Source organism: Klebsiella sp. DY2415 (genome assembly GCF_026314315.1).
Classification (GTDB): Bacteria; Pseudomonadota; Gammaproteobacteria; order Enterobacterales; family Enterobacteriaceae; genus Klebsiella; species Klebsiella ornithinolytica.
In genome coordinates this window covers 1289198-1305819 of record NZ_CP111115.1, presented here as the reverse complement: position 1 = coordinate 1305819, position 16622 = coordinate 1289198, and the positions used below count along the sequence as shown (strand labels likewise).

Here is a 16622-nt window from a genome sequence, read left to right as displayed (position 1 = left end):
ATAATTCACGCTGCCAATATTGCAGCGGCAGCGTGAATAAGGCAGGGAAATTAATGAATGCTACCGATACGCGATAAACGCACGCCGGTCGGCCATTCACCTTCCTGTTTTTCGAAGCTCATCCAGATCGCCGTGGCTTTACCCACCAGATTGGCCTCTGGCACAAAGCCCCAGTAACGGCTGTCAGCGCTGTTATCACGGTTGTCACCCATCATGAAGTAATGACCCGGCGGCACAATCCAGGTGGCCAACGGCAGGCCGGACTGGCGGTAGTACATTCCAACCTGATCCTGAGCAATCGGCACGGTCAGAATGCGGTGAGTCACCTCACCCAGCGTCTCTTTGCGCTCGGTCAGACGAATACCGTCAGCCTTGCTTTCGCCTTTCGGCAACTGCCAGAAACCGCTGGTCGCTTCCCCACCGTTCTGACGCGAGAACGTCTGGACGAAATCGCTGGGCTCAACGTTGGAGTAAGTCACCGGCAGTGCATTACCACATGCCTGACCGGAGCTGCAGCCCGGCTGGATAGTGACCTGTTTTGCCACCGGATCGTAGGTAATCTTATCGCCCGGTAAGCCAACAGCGCGCTTAATGTAGTCCAGACGCGGATCTTCCGGGTATTTGAACACCACGATATCGCCACGTTTCGGATGACCGGTTTCGATCAGCGTTTTCTGGTAGATCGGATCTTTGATGCCGTAGGCAAACTTCTCGACCAGAATAAAATCGCCGATCAGCAGCGTTGGCATCATCGAACCTGACGGGATTTGAAACGGCTCATAAATAAATGAGCGCACCACCAGGACGATCGCCAGCACCGGAAATACCGAGGCTCCCGTTTCCAGCCAGCCCGGTTTCGGGCCGACTTTCTTCAACGTTTGCTTGTCGAGGCTATCACCGGTCGCTGCCTGAGCAGCGGCCTGACGTTCACGACGTTTTGGTGCAAAGATGAATTTATCCAGGCACCACAAAAGCCCCGTGATCACGGTTGCAATCACCAGGATCAGGGCAAACATGTTCGCCATGCCAACTCCTTAATGGTTATTTTCCGTCTTTACCGACGTGCAGAATGGCGAGGAACGCTTCCTGCGGCAGCTCAACGTTACCCACTTGCTTCATACGTTTCTTACCGTCTTTCTGCTTTTGCAGCAGCTTTTTCTTACGGCTGACGTCGCCGCCGTAGCATTTCGCCAGTACGTTTTTACGCAGCTGTTTGACGGTCGAACGGGCAATAATGTGGTTGCCGATAGCCGCCTGAATCGCGATATCGAACTGCTGGCGTGGGATCAGCTCTTTCATCTTCTCCACCAGCTCACGACCGCGGTACGGCGCGTTATCGTTGTGGGTGATCAGCGCCAGCGCATCAACACGCTCGCCGTTGATCAGCACGTCCACGCGCACCATGTTGGATGCCTGGAAGCGTTTGAAGTTGTAATCCAGCGACGCGTAGCCACGGGAGGTGGACTTCAGACGGTCAAAGAAATCGAGAACCACTTCCGCCATCGGAATTTCATAGGTCAGCGCAACTTGTTTACCGTGATAAACCATGTTGGTCTGCACGCCACGCTTCTCAATACACAGCGTGATGACGTTGCCGAGGAACTCTTGCGGCAGCAGCATATGACATTCCGCGATCGGCTCACGCAGCTCCTGAATGTTATTCAGCGGCGGCAGCTTGGACGGGCTATCGACATAGATGACCTCTTTCGACGTGGTTTCCACTTCGTAGACAACCGTCGGCGCGGTGGTAATCAGATCCAGGTCGTATTCGCGTTCCAGACGCTCCTGGATGATCTCCATGTGCAGCAGGCCGAGGAAGCCACAGCGGAAGCCGAAGCCCAGCGCCGTTGAACTTTCCGGCTCATAGAACAGAGAGGCATCGTTCAGGCTCAGTTTGCCAAGCGCATCACGGAAGGCTTCATAATCATCGGAGCTCACCGGGAACAGACCGGCGTACACCTGCGGTTTCACTTTCTTAAAGCCTGGCAGAGCCTTGTCCGCCGGGTTACGTGACGTCGTCAGGGTATCGCCAACCGGCGCGCCGAGGATATCTTTAATGGCACACACCAACCAGCCTACCTCGCCGCATTTCAGCTCGGTACGGTCAACCTGTTTTGGCGTGAAGATACCCAGGCGATCGGCGTTATAGACCTGACCGGTGCTCATGACTTTGATTTTGTCGCCTTTGCGCATCGTGCCGTTCTTGATACGCACCAGCGACACAACGCCAAGATAGTTATCAAACCAGGAGTCGATGATCAGCGCCTGCAGCGGGGCATCCGCATCGCCTTCCGGCGGTGGGATATCACGCACCAGACGTTCCAGAACATCGGGAACGCCGACGCCGGTTTTCGCCGAGCAGCGCACCGCATCGGCCGCATCGATACCGACGATGTCTTCGATTTCATCGGCTACGCGCTCCGGATCGGCAGCAGGCAGGTCGATTTTGTTGAGAACCGGCACCACTTCCAGATCCATTTCCATGGCGGTATAGCAGTTGGCCAGCGTCTGAGCTTCCACTCCCTGACCCGCATCGACCACCAGCAGCGCACCTTCACATGCGGCGAGCGAACGTGACACCTCATAAGAGAAGTCGACGTGCCCCGGGGTATCGATGAAGTTCAGCTGGTAGGTTTCGCCGTTGGTCGCCTTGTAATCCAGGGTGACGCTTTGCGCCTTAATGGTGATGCCACGCTCACGTTCAAGATCCATGGAGTCCAGTACCTGGGCTTCCATTTCACGATCGGAAAGGCCACCGCAAATCTGGATGATACGGTCAGACAACGTCGATTTACCGTGGTCGATATGAGCGATGATTGAAAAGTTACGTATATTCTTCATATTTTAGAGTTAATTATGCCTTACGCGTATCATGAGGCCGCTGTTCTGTGCCTGACGTTTTTTAATCCGAAAACGCCGCATTCTACACTACATCCGCGAAACCAGGAAATGCTCTTACCAGCAGCATAACCGTAGCAAATGATGTGTTCTGGCGGGGGTAATAAATCAAAAATAAAGGCCAGTGGATTCACTGGCCTGGTTCTGAAGAGGGAGTCTCTACACGCACCAAATCTGGCGGCAGGCCAACGCTAATAATAACGGGCTGCCACGACTGGCGAGCGGCTAATCCGGGCGAAAGCCCGCGCGCCACCAGAAATCCACCGACGCCGCCGAGTAGCGCACCACACAGCGAAGCGAAATCATTTGCAAACAAGACCTGAAAAACAGACGCCATTGCAAACAGCCCAACCAGCGGCGCCATATAGACTAAAACCGCCGAGCCCAGCAGGCTGCTTTCGGCAATCCCCAGCTCGACTTTTTGCCCGGCGGACAGCGGCTGTTCGCTGGGAACGCTGATCGTGTGGCTGGTTTGCGGCCCCAGCTTGTTCAGCACCCGGCTACCGCAGCCGGCGCGCGAGGCGCAGCTGCTGCACGAGGCTTTAACATCACAGTGTACTTGCGCCATTCCATTACGCCAGGAGACGACCGTGGCCCACTCTTTAATCATTGCACAGCCCTGAATTTGATGCTGTCGGAGATGCGTTTAGCCGTCTGCGGCGGCAGCTCGCCAACCACGGTTATCTCGGCGTTATCACGTACCGTCGTGCTCACGGTACGACGCCCGGTACGCAACAGCTGATCGCTGCTGTTTGCCGATGCGCGATTCACGTTAATCGAGAAGCTAAACAGCCCATCAGAGTAAAGGCGGGACTCAACCGGACCATCAAAGGTCGGCAGACGGCGCTGGCTGCTGGAGACTTCGGAAACGCCCTGCGGTAGCCAGGTCGGCGCCCAGTTAAAGTTGGCTTTATCGCCCCCTTCCGGCACCGACAGCTGAGGCGGCAGGCTTGCTTTCGCTAAGGTTTCCATGCTGCTGCTGACCTTGTCGCCAACGTTAAAGGATACGACCCGGAACTGCTCCAGCGTTTCCCCGTCGCGGTCAAGCAAATCGACGCGCATGGGCAGTTTGGTTTCCGCATCCAGCCAGACGATATAGCTATAGCGCGTACCGTCCCGCGCGACGACGCGAATCACTTCGCAAAGCCTGTCGGCAATACGGGTTCGCCCAACGGAGATAAAGTCGTAGTAGGCAGCCAGTCGCTTAAAATCGGTGTAGGCCAGCGAGGGTAACGAATCGACGATATAGTCGCCGTTCAGCGTGAACGGATCGAGCCCCGGCTCAAAATAGCTGATTTCATTGCCGCGCAGTACAACTTCCCGGCGTGGGCCATCGAGTTGTAAAAGCTGGGCAAGAGGTTGATTGTTCAGCCGCGCGTGACGATAACGCAGCGACTCAACGCCCTGTTTGTTGATGCTGACGAAAGACAGCTCATAGTTAAGGGACTGGCTGGCCAGGTTCATTTGCTGCAACAACGCCCCGGACGATGTATCAGCCGAGGCGTTGACAGAGAAGAACAGGCTGCCTGCCATGAGCGACATGGCACACCAAAGTTGCTTCATTACTGCGATTGCGTTCCTAAAGTTTGATAGCCTGGCACCTGAACAGCGGCTTGCTGAGTCTGGGCCTGACCAAACTGAAGCTGTTCTGCGTGCAGGCGACGCTGCAATTCATAGTCCTGCAGCATAGCATTAATACGGCGGCGCTGTTCTTGCACCTGAGCCTGCTGGCCGCTCCCTGCGGAAGCATCAGCCGGAACGCCGAGGCTTACCGGGCTGGCTTTACCCATCATCGGCATGGTGTTGAAAACAGGCGCTTCGGGCTGCTGAGCAGATTCGCTATGCCCATTATACTGCTGGACGCCGACGATAACAGCAAGCGAAACGCATGCCGCAACCCCCATCTGAGTCAGAGAACTGGCCCACGGGCGGACTTTCTGCCAGAAAGGCATCTGACGCCACTGATGTGGTGCTGGCTGAGATTCAGGAATAAGCGGCACCGCCTGACGAACGGGCTCGTTCTCAATGGCGGCCATGACGCGGGCTGAGATATCAAAATGGAGCATCTCAGCGGTATCGCCTCGCAGCGAATCGCGGATGAGATGGTAGCTCTCCCAGGTCTTTTGCATTTCAGAAGAACGGCTCAGCTCATTGAGCAGCTCGTTATCCAGCGTTTCACCATCCATTAAGGCCGAAAGTTTTTCTTTCTGCATGCCTGATACCCTTTTCAGTATTCCGCTATCGTCAACGCCTGATAAGCGGTTGAACTTTATTATCAATAGCTTCTCGTGCCCGGAAAATGCGCGAACGTACCGTTCCTACCGGGCAATCCATGATAGCGGCTATCTCTTCATAGCTCAGGCCATCCAGCTCCCGCAACGTAATTGCCATGCGTAAATCTTCCGGGAGTGATTCAATGGTACGAAAAACTATTTGTCTCAGTTCTTCTGACAACATTAAGTTCTCAGGGTTCGAAATTTCTTTCAGCGCCCCACCACTTTCGAAGTTTTCTGCCTCATTGGCGTCAACATCGCTGGACGGTGGGCGGCGTCCCTGAGCTACCAGATAATTCTTCGCCGTATTTACGGCGATGCGATATAACCAGGTATAAAAAGCACTATCCCCCCGGAAGGACTCCAGCGCGCGCCATGCTTTTACGAACGACTCCTGAACAACGTCAGGGATATCGCCCGGTGGCACATAGCGGGAGACCAGGCTCGCGACCTTATGCTGATAGCGCACCACCAGCAAGTTAAACGCTTTCTGATCTCCTTTCTGGACCCGTTCGACGAGGACCTGATCCGTTAACTGCTCGCTCATCCGAGGTAATGTCTCCCCAAACCCAATTCCCATGCGTCTTCAAAGCACTACCCAATCACTGCAATATGAGCAAGCAGACGATTGGAGTGTCTGAAAACAATAAAGTTCCGTTACGCCTTTGATTTTTGTCTGGCAACGGCGGACGATTTGTTATCTCTCATTATATGTCCCGCAACTCAACGCCAGGTAAGATGATGAAGAAAAAGCGTAAGGTCCGCCAGAAGGGTAACGTAACATCGCTTTTATTTCACTATAAAATCTGAAGCTAACGATCTGCTTCGCAAATATTTTCTTTCGTTTACACAGCCCCGCCCCGCCCGCTTATGTTTAGTTTCCACAACGTTCAGTAAAAAAAATGTACGATTCATCACGACCTGGTGCTATTGTGGCAAAAATGTGTTTAGTAAATTAAACAAAGACAATGAATACGACTCCTGACTTCTCCTGTGATGTGCTGATTATCGGCAGCGGCGCTGCCGGTTTATCCCTTGCGCTACGTCTGGCGGAGCACAGCTCCGTCGCCGTACTGAGCAAAGGCCCTGTCAGCGAAGGTTCAACGCTCTACGCGCAAGGCGGCATTGCCGCCGTTTTTGATGAAACCGACAGCGTGGAATCTCACGTTGAAGATACGCTCATCGCCGGAGCCGGCCTGTGCGATCGCCATGCAGTCTCTTTCGTCGCCAGCAACGCCAGGCCTTGCGTGCAATGGCTTATCGACCAGGGCGTGCTGTTTGATACTCAGACCCAGGCCAACGGCGAACAGAGCTATCACCTGACCCGTGAAGGTGGCCATAGCCATCGCCGTATCCTCCACGCTGCCGATGCCACCGGTAAAGCGGTGGAAACGACGCTGGTAGGCAAGGCGCTCGCGCATCCGAATATTCGTATTCTGGAGCGAAGTAACGCCGTCGATTTGATCATTTCCGATAAAATCGGCCTGCCGGGGACACGTCGGGTGGTTGGCGCCTGGATCTGGAACCGGAATAAAGAAAAGGTCGAGACCTGCAGCGCGAAATCCGTGGTGCTGGCCACCGGCGGGGCGGCGAAAGTCTATCAGTACACCACCAACCCGGATGTCTCCTCCGGCGATGGTATTGCTATGGCCTGGCGCGCCGGCTGTCGCGTGGCCAACCTCGAATTCAACCAGTTTCACCCCACCGCGTTGTACCATCCGCAGGCGCGCAATTTCCTGTTAACCGAAGCATTGCGCGGCGAAGGCGCATACCTGAAACGTCCGGACGGTACCCGGTTCATGCCCGATTTTGACGAACGCGGCGAGCTGGCGCCACGCGATATCGTCGCCCGCGCGATTGACCATGAGATGAAACGCCTCGGCGTCGATTGTATGTATCTCGACATCAGCCATAAGCCTGAAGCTTTTATTCGTCAGCATTTCCCGATGATCTACGAAAAGCTGCTCGGCCTGGGTATCGATCTGACAAAAGAGCCCGTACCGATTGTCCCCGCCGCCCACTATACCTGCGGCGGCGTGATGGTTGATGACAACGGACGTACCGATGTTGACGGGCTGTATGCGATTGGCGAAGTGAGCTACACCGGACTGCACGGGGCTAACCGCATGGCGTCAAATTCGCTGCTCGAATGCCTGGTTTACGGCTGGTCCGCGGCCGAGGATATTCTCCAGCGCATGCCGCTGGCTCAAGCGGTTAACGCCCTCCCTTCCTGGGATGAAAGTCAGGTTGAGATCCCCGATGAACTGGTGGTGATTCAACATAACTGGCACGAGCTGAGACTGTTGATGTGGGACTACGTGGGGATTGTCCGCACCACCCGTCGGCTGGAGCGTGCGCTACGACGAATCACCATGTTACAGCAGGAACTCGACGAATATTATGCCCGCTTCCGCGTGTCGAATAATTTGCTGGAGTTACGCAATCTGGTGCAGGTGGCCGAACTGATCGTTCGCTGCGCAATGCAACGTAAAGAGAGTCGCGGGCTGCACTATACCCTGGATTACCCGGAACAACTTGCGGATAGCGACCCGTCAATTCTGTCGCCTCTGGCTCACATAAAGAGGTAAAAGTCCTGGGTCAGGGCAGTAAACCCTTCGGAGTATTGCTGTTCAGGCCCACGGACAATCAGCCGATCGCTGAAACACTCCCCCGCGGTCGGCGAGAAAGCCAGCAGTACGCGGTGCGGCGGGCGCATTTCCGTCTCCGCGACATCGGTGCGCAAACGCAGATGCCAGCCCATGGTTTGGGCGCGTTGAACAAACGCATTGCCAATATCCACCGGTAACACCACGCAGAAAAAGCCCTCTTCGGTAATCGACTCTGCGGCGCAGGTTAAGAGCGTGACGTGATCGAGCGTCGTCGTATATCGCGCCTGTTCGCGCTGCGATGTTGCACAGGGCACACCTTCGGCAAAAAAAGGCGGGTTGCTGACAATCAGTTCATAGCGTCGGGTTTGCGCGGGCTGCCACTGTTGAATATCCCCCTGATGCACCTGGATACGCGCCCCCCACGGGGAGGTCGCCACGTTTTCGCGCGCCTGCGCCGTCGCCTCTTCATCGAGTTCTACCGCATCCAGCATGACCCGATCGTCGGTTCGCTGAGCCAGCATTAAAGCCAGTAAACCGCTACCGGTCCCGATATCCAGCACGTGTTTTACCTGGGCGATCGGCGCCCACGCGCCTAGCAGAATGCCGTCGGTGCCCACTTTCATCGCACAACGGTCGTGAGCAACAAAGAACTGTTTAAACGTAAAACCATTGCGCGGCAGCGCAAACTTCGACTGAGACATCCTGAATAACCTTGCGAACAAAAACTCCTGAGACTGAAGCTATGCACAATACCGGAGAACAGATAGCCTTACAAACAGATGAACATTACGCCCGTAACGTCTATAATCGTCGGTCCACTCAGAGGTAGATCATGACTGTAACGACTTTTTCCGAACTTGAACTCGACGAAAACCTTCTGGAAGCCCTCCAGGAAAAAGGTTTCACACGCCCGACAGCCATTCAGGCCGCCGCTATTCCGCCTGCGCTTGATGGCCGTGATATTCTCGGTTCAGCCCCGACAGGTACCGGTAAAACAGCGGCGTATCTGCTGCCAGCGTTGCAGCACCTGCTTGATTTCCCGCGTAAGAAGTCGGGACCACCGCGTATTCTTATCCTGACGCCGACCCGTGAGCTGGCAATGCAGGTTGCCGACCATGCCCGTGAGCTGGCCGCACACACGCACCTGGACATTGCCACCATCACCGGCGGTGTCGCATACATGAACCACGCGGAAGTATTCAGCGAGAACCAGGATATTGTGGTCGCGACCACCGGCCGACTGCTGCAATACATTAAAGAAGAAAACTTCGACTGCCGGGCGGTCGAAACGCTGATCCTCGATGAGGCGGACCGTATGCTGGATATGGGCTTCGCGCAGGATATCGAGCACATTGCCGGTGAAACCCGCTGGCGTAAGCAGACCATGCTGTTTTCCGCGACTCTCGAAGGCGATGCGATTAAAGACTTTGCCGAGCGCCTGCTGGAAGAGCCCGTTGAAGTTTCCGCCAGTCCTTCCACGCGCGAACGTAAGAAAATTCATCAGTGGTACTATCGCGCCGATGACATTAAGCATAAAACCGCATTACTGGTTAACCTGCTGAAACAGCCGGATGCGACCCGCTCTATCGTCTTTGTGCGTAAGCGCGAGCGCGTTCATGAACTGGCCTCCTGGCTGCGCGAAGCGGGGATCAATACCTGCTGGCTGGAAGGCGAAATGGTGCAGGCCAAGCGTAACGAAGCAATCAAACGTATGACCGACGGTCGTATGAATGTGCTGATTGCCACCGATGTTGCTGCCCGCGGGATAGATATTCCGGACGTTAGCCACGTTTTCAACTTCGACATGCCGCGCACGGCGGATACCTATCTGCATCGAATCGGACGCACCGGCCGCGCGGGGAAAAAAGGCGTCGCCATTTCTCTGGTTGAAGCTCATGACCATCTGCTGTTGGGTAAAATTGGTCGCTATATCGACGAGCCGCTCAAAGCGCGCGTTATTGATGAACTGCGCCCGACGACCCGCGCACCGAGTGAGAAGCTGACCGGTAAGCCGTCCAAAAAGGTACTGGCTAAACGCGCCGAGCAGAAAAAAGAGAAAGATAAAGAGAAACCGCGAGTGAAAAAACGTCACCGCGATGCCAAAAATATTGGCAAGCGCCGTAAACCAAGCGGCAGCGCTGGTGAAAATCAGCAGTAACAAAAAAACGCCGGGATATCCCGGCGTTTTTAGGTTTAAGCGTCGACTTACAGGCTTTCAGTAAAGGTACGAGCTATAACGTCGCGCTGCTGTTCTGGTGTCAGGGAGTTAAAGCGTACCGCGTAGCCAGAGACACGAATCGTCAGCTGCGGGTATTTTTCCGGATGTTCAACCGCATCCAGCAGCGTTTCACGACGCAGCACGTTAACGTTCAGGTGCTGGCCACCTTCTACACGGACTTCCGGTTTCACATCGAGCGGAATTTCGCGGTATTCGATTTCACCCAGTTTATTAACCGCAACCACGTCATCTTCAGCAAAACCCCCTTTAGCGCACAGGCAGCGGGCTTCGCCTTTTTCGCTGTCCAGCAGCCAGAAAGAGTTCAGCAGGTCGTCGTTTGCAGCTTTAGTAATTTGGATACCAGTAATCATTTGATGCCTCCCTTAGGCAATATTTATTCGTTTTCCTGGCCCGTTCCCGGCCAATTGGTAAAACCATTGTTGTCTGAGTGTATGTATATCAGCCAAACAACCGGCATTCATTGACTTAAATCAACAAAAACCACTCAATAAAAATGGGTATAGGAGGATATTATTGTTTTACATCAAGTTACGCCAGAGCCAATGCAAAATATTTTTGTAAATTTTCAATTTTTTTGCATACAAACCGTCAGTCAGACACCGGGGATTTTGTTATGCAGAAAGAAGCAGTTAAGCTATAGCAATGACACTTTGCAGGAGAGCAAGATGACCACCCCGTTGACCTGGCACGACGTGCTGGCGGAAGAGAAGCAGCAGCCCTATTTTGTGAATACCCTCAAAACTGTCGCCGAAGAGCGCCAGTCGGGTATGACGATTTATCCGCCGCAAAAAGATGTCTTCAATGCCTTTCGTTATACCGAACTTGGCGATGTCAAAGTGGTTATTCTTGGGCAAGATCCGTATCACGGGCCCGGACAGGCTCACGGCCTGGCCTTTTCCGTGCTTCCGGGGATTCAGACGCCGCCGTCGCTGCTCAATATGTATAAAGAACTGGAAGGGACGATTCCGGGATTCAGCCGTCCGACGCATGGTTATCTGGAGAGCTGGGCACGACAAGGGGTACTGCTGCTTAATACGGTCCTGACGGTGCGGGCAGGTCAGGCCCATTCGCATGCCAGTCTTGGCTGGGAAACCTTTACCGATAAGGTCATTTCATTGATCAACGAACATCGGGAAGGGGTTGTATTTTTACTGTGGGGCGCCCATGCGCAGAAAAAAGGGGCGATTATCGACAGGCAACGCCATTGCGTGCTGAAAGCGCCGCATCCTTCGCCGCTTTCCGCCCATCGCGGCTTCTTTGGCAGTAATCACTTCGTCCAGACTAACCAGTGGCTGGCCGAGCGCGGCGAGTCTCCCATTGACTGGATGCCGGTATTACCGGCCGGAGATGCCTGACCTCCGCCTTTTGCAGAAACAAAAATGCCAGCGTAACGCTGGCATTTTTTCAACTGAACTCGGCCATCAGACCTTATTCTGACGCCACCACTCGGCCAGCAATACGCCGGTCGCTACGGAAACGTTCAGGCTTTCAACATTGCCGGTACCTTCAATGGCAACGTTAAGATCGGCACTGGAGATCGCCGCATCAGACAGGCCATCGCGCTCCTGGCCTAATGCCAGCACCATTTTCTTCGGCAGCTCAGCCTTATGTAACGGCGTACCGTTATGGCTGGAGGTCGAAACAATAGCGTAGCCCGCTTTGCGGAACTGCTCCAGAGTGTCGATAAAGCTGTCGCCGGTGATCGGTTCGACGTGTTCTGCACCACCTTCTGCGGTACGGATTGCCGCGCCAGATTCCAGCATGCCGGCATCCTGCACCACCACACCCTTGACACCAAAATGCGCACAGCTACGCATGATCGCACCGAGGTTGTGCGGATTACCGACATCTTCCAGCGCCAGAACGCAATCTTCGGCATCAGCTTTGGCGACCCACTGAGCCACGGAGGTACCGTTACGTTTCTTAATCAGGAAGCAAACGCCGCCGTGATGCTCGGTACCGGACGCTTTTGCCAGTTCAGCTTCATCAACCACGTGATAAGCTTTGCGGTTCGCCGCCATCCAGCGCAGCGCCTCTTTGAAACGCGGGGTAACGCTCTGCACAAACCAGGCGCGAACAATCGCTTCCGGACGGCTCTGGAACAGCGCCTGACAAGCATTCTCACCGTAAACGCGGGTCTCTTCCGCGCGCTGGCGACGTAATACTTCCGGATCGATAAAGCTTTTACCGCTGATCCCGCCGTGATCCGGCTTCACCGCCGCATCATCGTTTGGTGCTCGCGAGACGGTACGCCACGGAGAAGAGCTGTCACGATCGAAATCATCGCGTTTACGATCGTCACGTTTGCGGTCATCGCCGCGGCTGTTACGTTCATCGCGGGCAGGGCGGCTACGGCCGTCAACACGAGATTTTCCTGGGCGTCCTCCCCCTTTCCCGGTACGCGGGTTATGGGTGCGTCTGTCAGAATCATCATCACTGCGGACATACATCACTTTGACCTTGCCGCTTTTATTTTTCAGTTCGTCGCTCATCAATTTTCTCCACCTGCGCTGCGCGAAGCGCGAAGATTACCCGATGTGTCACCGCTGCGCCATGATTTCGTTTAAAAGATAGGGTCTATCGTATTCATCGAACAAAACGCATTGTTGTTTAATCGCTGCTAATCGATAATATGTAACATTAAAGAAACAAATCGGCCACGTGCCACGTTGCAACCCATAACCAGAGGTTAGTTATGAATACCGTTTGTGCCAGTTGTCAGGCTCTGAACCGCATCCCCGACGATCGTAGTGCCGATGGCGCTAAATGCGGACGCTGCGGCCACGATCTTTTTGACGGCGACGTCATCAACGCGACCGGGGCAACGCTGGATAAACTACTGAAGGACGATCTGCCCGTTGTAGTCGATTTCTGGGCGCCATGGTGCGGTCCTTGCCGTAATTTTGCGCCGATCTTTGAAGACGTCGCGGAAGAACGCAGCGGCCAGATGCGCTTCGTAAAAGTGAACACCGAAGCTGAACGCGAGCTGAGCGCGCGTTTCCGCATCCGCAGTATTCCGACCATTATGATCTTTAAAAAGGGCGAAGTCATCGACATGCTTAACGGCGCGGTACCAAAAGCGCCGTTCGACAGCTGGCTTAATGAAGCCAACGCGCAGTAAACCTACCGGGGCACAGCTTGTGCCCCTTTTTCACCTCTGCGACAATGTCGTTTTTTCTTAGCGACACTTTATGATTGATAACGCCGTCCTTCGCCTTCGCGCCGAACGTCTCGCTCGCGCGACCCGGCCTTTTCTCGCGCGCGGTAACCGGGTCCATCGCTGCCAACGCTGTCTGTTACCGCTGAAGCAGTGCCTGTGCGCAACCCTGGCGCCAACAACGGCCGCCAGTCGTTTCTGCCTGGTGATGTTCGATACCGAGCCGATGAAGCCAAGCAATACCGGGCGTCTTATTGCCGACATTCTGCCGGATACGGAAGCCTTTCAATGGTCACGAACCGAGCCGCCGCAGGCGTTACTCGATCTGGTCGCCAACCCGGATTACCAGCCAATGGTGGTCTTCCCGGCCTCTTACGCCGGGGCGGAACGCCAGGTGCTGAGCGCCCCGCCGGCGGGGAAACCGCCGCTGTTTATCATGCTTGACGGAACCTGGACGGAAGCGCGCAAAATGTTTCGTAAAAGCCCGTATCTTGACGCGCTGCCGGTCATCTCTGTCGATCTGTCACGTATTTCGGCCTATCACCTGAGAGAAGCGCATGCCGAGGGGCAGTATTGCACCGCGGAAGTGGCCATTGCGCTGCTGGATCTTGCCGACGATCGGAAAGCCGCCCGCGCACTTGGCGATCATTTTAGTCTGTTCCGTACCCGCTATCTGGCGGGAAAAACGCAGCATAAGGGCAGCATCACAGCACAAATGGCAGAAAGCGTTTAAAATCATTCGGTCACTGGGGATCAAAGGAGACCGGTATGAGCCAACGAGGCCTGGAAGCACTGCTGCGGCCGAAGTCGATCGCCGTTATTGGCGCATCAATGAAACCACAGCGCGCCGGTTATCTGATGATGCGTAACCTGCTGGCCGGGGGATTCAACGGCCCGGTCCTGCCCGTCACCCCGGCCTGGAAGGCCGTTCTGGGCGTACTGGCCTGGCCAACCATCGACAGCCTGCCATTCACCCCGGACCTGGCCGTGCTTTGTACCAACGCCCGGCGAAACCCCGAGCTGCTGGACGCGCTGGGGCAAAAGGGGTGCAAGACCTGCATTATTCTCTCCTCCCCGCCGGAACAATATCCCGTGCTGCTCGAATGCGCCGCACGCTATCAAATGCGTCTGCTTGGCCCCAACAGTCTGGGCCTGCTTGCGCCCTGGCAGGGGCTGAATGCCAGCTTTTCGCCGGTACCGATTCATCGCGGCAAGCTGGCGTTTATCTCCCAGTCCGCAGCGGTTTCCAATACCATTCTTGACTGGGCGCAGCAGCGCGAAATGGGCTTCTCTTACTTTATTGCGCTTGGGGATAGCCTGGATATTGATGTCGACGACCTCCTCGACTTCCTTGCCCGCGACAGTAAAACCAGCGCCATTCTGCTCTACCTTGAACACCTGAGTGACGCCCGACGCTTCGTGTCCGCGGCGCGCAGTGCATCGCGTAATAAACCGATCCTGGTGATCAAAAGCGGCCGCAGTCCAGCCGCGCAAAAGCTGCTCCACGTCAATTCGGGTATGGATCCGGCCTGGGACGCCGCGATTCAGCGAGCGGGCTTACTGCGCGTGCAGGATACTCATGAGCTCTTCTCGGCGGTTGAAACCCTCAGCCATATGCGCCCGCTGCGCGGTGAGAAACTGATGATCATCAGCAACGGTGCCGCTCCTGCGGCGCTGGCGCTGGATGAACTGTGGCTACGAAACGGCAAGCTTGCTACTCTCGGCGAAGAGACCTGTGAAAAACTACGCCAGGCGCTGCCGGGCGGTATCGGCATCGCTAACCCGCTGGATCTCCGTGACGATGCCAGCAGCGAACACTATCTCAAGGCGCTGAACGTTCTGCTGGATAGCCAGGATTACGACGCCCTGTTGGTGATTCATTCCCCCAGCGCCGCCGCCCCGGGAACCGAAAGCGCCCTCGCCCTGATCGACGCGCTGAAACAACATCCGCGCGGTAAATATGTCACGGTACTAACGAACTGGTGTGGTGAATACTCTTCTCAGGAAGCCCGCCGCCTGTTCAGCGATGCTGGCTTGCCAACCTACCGCACGCCGGAAGGAACCATTACCGCTTTTATGCATATGGTGGAGTACCGACGTAACCAAAAACAGCTCCGGGAGACGCCGGTTCTGTCGGATACGGTGACCGCCAATAGCGCAGAAGCCCATATGTTGTTGCAGCAAGCGATTCGCGAAGGCGCCCGTTCGTTAGACACCCATGAAGTGAGCCCGGTATTGCACGCTTACGGGATCCACACCTTACCGACATGGATTGCCGCCGACAGCGCCGAAGCGGTGCACATCGCCGAACAAATTGGCTACCCGGTGGCGCTGAAACTGCGCTCGCCGGATATTCCGCACAAATCGGAAGTTCAGGGCGTGATGCTCTATTTGCGTACCGCCACGGAAGTGCAGCAGGCGGCGGATGCTATTTTCGACCGCGTGAAAATGGCCTGGCCCCAGGCACGTATTCACGGTCTGCTGGTACAAAGTATGGCCAACCGCGCCGGCGCGCAGGAGCTGCGGGTCGTCGTTGAGCACGATCCGGTGTTCGGCCCGCTGATTATGCTGGGCGAAGGTGGCGTCGAATGGCGTGCGGAAGATCAGGCCGCCGTCGCCCTCCCGCCGTTAAATATGAATCTGGCCCGATACCTGGTGATCCAGGCGATCAAAAGTAAGAAGATCCGTGGCCGCAGCGCGCTGCGCCCGCTGGATGTGTCTGGCCTGAGCCAACTTCTGGTCCAGGTATCGAATCTCATCGTCGATTGTCCGGAGATCCAGCGGCTGGATATTCACCCGCTGCTCGCTTCGGGTAACGAGTTCACCGCGCTTGACGTCACGCTGGCCCTTGCGCCGTTTAGCGGCGACAGCGAAAGCCGGCTGGCCATCCGCCCTTATCCGCAGCAGCAGGAAGAGTGGGTGGTGATGAAAAATGGCGAGCGCTGTCTGTTTCGCCCGATCCTGCCGGAAGATGAGCCGCTGCTTCTGGCCTTTATCGGTCAGGTAACGAAAGAAGATCTGTACTATCGTTATTTCAGCGAAATCAATGAATTTACTCACGATGACTTAGCCAATATGACGCAGATCGACTACGATCGAGAAATGGCGTTTGTTGCCGTACGCACCAGCGCCGAAGGCAATGAGATCCTGGGCGTAACGCGAGCCATCTCCGATCCTGATAACATTGATGCGGAATTTGCCGTACTGGTTCGTTCCGATCTGAAGGGGTTAGGTTTAGGCCGGCGGCTGCTGGAAAAGCTGATTGCCTACACCCAAAGCCACGGTCTGCAGCGGCTAAATGGCATCACCATGCCCAATAACAGAGGCATGATCGGCCTTGCCAGGAAGCTGGGGTTCGCGGTTGATATTCAGCTGGAGGACGGGATTGTGAGTTTGTCCCTGCAACTGGCACCACAACAATCATAAACTGGCGACCGCAATTGTTG

General features: G+C 55.5%; 15 protein-coding genes. 6 read left to right on the top strand and 9 right to left on the bottom strand.

Going from position 1 to position 16622, the window contains the following annotated elements; all coding sequences use genetic code 11:
• Positions 1-50 precede the first annotated feature (50 nt).
• The 6 genes from lepB to rpoE form a co-directional block, all read right to left on the bottom strand.
• Positions 51-1025 (bottom strand): signal peptidase I, encoded by a 975-nt coding sequence (lepB, locus tag OQV00_RS06240; RefSeq protein WP_044351455.1) that lies wholly within the window; start codon positions 1023-1025, stop codon positions 51-53.
• Between the two features lie 16 nt (positions 1026-1041).
• The gene (gene lepA / locus OQV00_RS06235) at positions 1042-2841 is read right to left on the bottom strand and encodes a translation elongation factor 4 (RefSeq protein WP_004866454.1); all 1800 of its coding nucleotides are present in this window, start codon (positions 2839-2841) and stop codon (positions 1042-1044) included.
• 187 nt (positions 2842-3028) lie between these two features.
• Positions 3029-3508 (bottom strand): SoxR-reducing system protein RseC, encoded by a 480-nt coding sequence (rseC, locus tag OQV00_RS06230; RefSeq protein ID WP_266280022.1) that lies wholly within the window; start codon positions 3506-3508, stop codon positions 3029-3031.
• Complete coding sequence (gene rseB, locus OQV00_RS06225; protein WP_004866458.1) at positions 3505-4461, bottom strand: sigma-E factor regulatory protein RseB; 957 nt, start codon at positions 4459-4461, stop codon at positions 3505-3507. The genes rseC and rseB overlap by 4 nt, the downstream gene beginning before the upstream one ends.
• A complete protein-coding gene (gene rseA / locus OQV00_RS06220; protein ID WP_004866460.1) occupies positions 4461-5111 on the bottom strand; it encodes an anti-sigma-E factor RseA in 651 nt (216 codons plus the stop codon). Before rseA ends, rseB begins: the two co-directional genes overlap by 1 nt.
• Before the next feature lie 31 nt (positions 5112-5142).
• The gene (rpoE, locus tag OQV00_RS06215; RefSeq protein WP_004866461.1) at positions 5143-5718 is read right to left on the bottom strand and encodes an RNA polymerase sigma factor RpoE; all 576 of its coding nucleotides are present in this window, start codon (positions 5716-5718) and stop codon (positions 5143-5145) included.
• Between the two features lie 421 nt (positions 5719-6139).
• On the opposite strand from rpoE, the gene nadB reads away from it, so the two are divergent.
• The gene (nadB, locus tag OQV00_RS06210) at positions 6140-7759 is read left to right on the top strand and encodes an L-aspartate oxidase (protein ID WP_266280020.1); all 1620 of its coding nucleotides are present in this window, start codon (positions 6140-6142) and stop codon (positions 7757-7759) included.
• Here nadB and trmN read toward each other — a convergent pair.
• Entirely contained in the window at positions 7744-8481 is a 738-nt protein-coding gene (gene trmN / locus OQV00_RS06205) for a tRNA(1)(Val) (adenine(37)-N(6))-methyltransferase TrmN (protein ID WP_004866466.1), read from the bottom strand. The two genes, nadB and trmN, sit on opposite strands and share 16 nt — an antisense overlap.
• Positions 8482-8612: 131 nt before the next feature.
• On the opposite strand from trmN, the gene srmB reads away from it, so the two are divergent.
• Positions 8613-9938 carry an ATP-dependent RNA helicase SrmB gene (gene srmB / locus OQV00_RS06200; RefSeq protein WP_004866469.1) on the top strand — a complete coding sequence of 442 codons (1326 nt, stop codon included), beginning with the start codon at positions 8613-8615 and terminating at the stop codon, positions 9936-9938.
• A gap of 47 nt (positions 9939-9985) precedes the next feature.
• On the opposite strand, the gene grcA is transcribed toward srmB, so the two are convergent.
• Positions 9986-10369, bottom strand: a complete 384-nt coding sequence (gene grcA, locus OQV00_RS06195) for an autonomous glycyl radical cofactor GrcA (protein WP_004866471.1) — start codon at positions 10367-10369, stop codon at positions 9986-9988.
• Positions 10370-10684: 315 nt separating this feature from the next.
• On the opposite strand from grcA, the gene ung reads away from it, so the two are divergent.
• Complete coding sequence (gene ung, locus OQV00_RS06190) at positions 10685-11374, top strand: uracil-DNA glycosylase (RefSeq protein ID WP_004866475.1); 690 nt, start codon at positions 10685-10687, stop codon at positions 11372-11374.
• A 66-nt stretch (positions 11375-11440) separates the two neighbouring features.
• Here the strand turns inward: ung and OQV00_RS06185 are convergent, their stop codons facing one another.
• The gene (locus tag OQV00_RS06185; RefSeq protein WP_004866478.1) at positions 11441-12511 is read right to left on the bottom strand and encodes a tRNA/rRNA methyltransferase; all 1071 of its coding nucleotides are present in this window, start codon (positions 12509-12511) and stop codon (positions 11441-11443) included.
• 203 nt (positions 12512-12714) lie between these two features.
• Here OQV00_RS06185 and trxC point away from each other — a divergent pair, with 203 nt between their 5' ends.
• From trxC to OQV00_RS06170, 3 genes are all read left to right on the top strand, one after another.
• Positions 12715-13140: a thioredoxin TrxC gene (gene trxC, locus OQV00_RS06180; RefSeq protein WP_004866483.1), complete on the top strand. Its 426-nt coding sequence runs from the start codon at positions 12715-12717 to the stop codon at positions 13138-13140.
• A gap of 70 nt (positions 13141-13210) precedes the next feature.
• Complete coding sequence (gene tapT, locus OQV00_RS06175; protein ID WP_004866485.1) at positions 13211-13909, top strand: tRNA-uridine aminocarboxypropyltransferase; 699 nt, start codon at positions 13211-13213, stop codon at positions 13907-13909.
• Positions 13910-13944: 35 nt separating this feature from the next.
• A complete protein-coding gene (locus tag OQV00_RS06170) occupies positions 13945-16602 on the top strand; it encodes a bifunctional acetate--CoA ligase family protein/GNAT family N-acetyltransferase (RefSeq protein ID WP_015583688.1) in 2658 nt (885 codons plus the stop codon).
• The last annotated feature ends 20 nt before the right edge of the window (positions 16603-16622 follow it).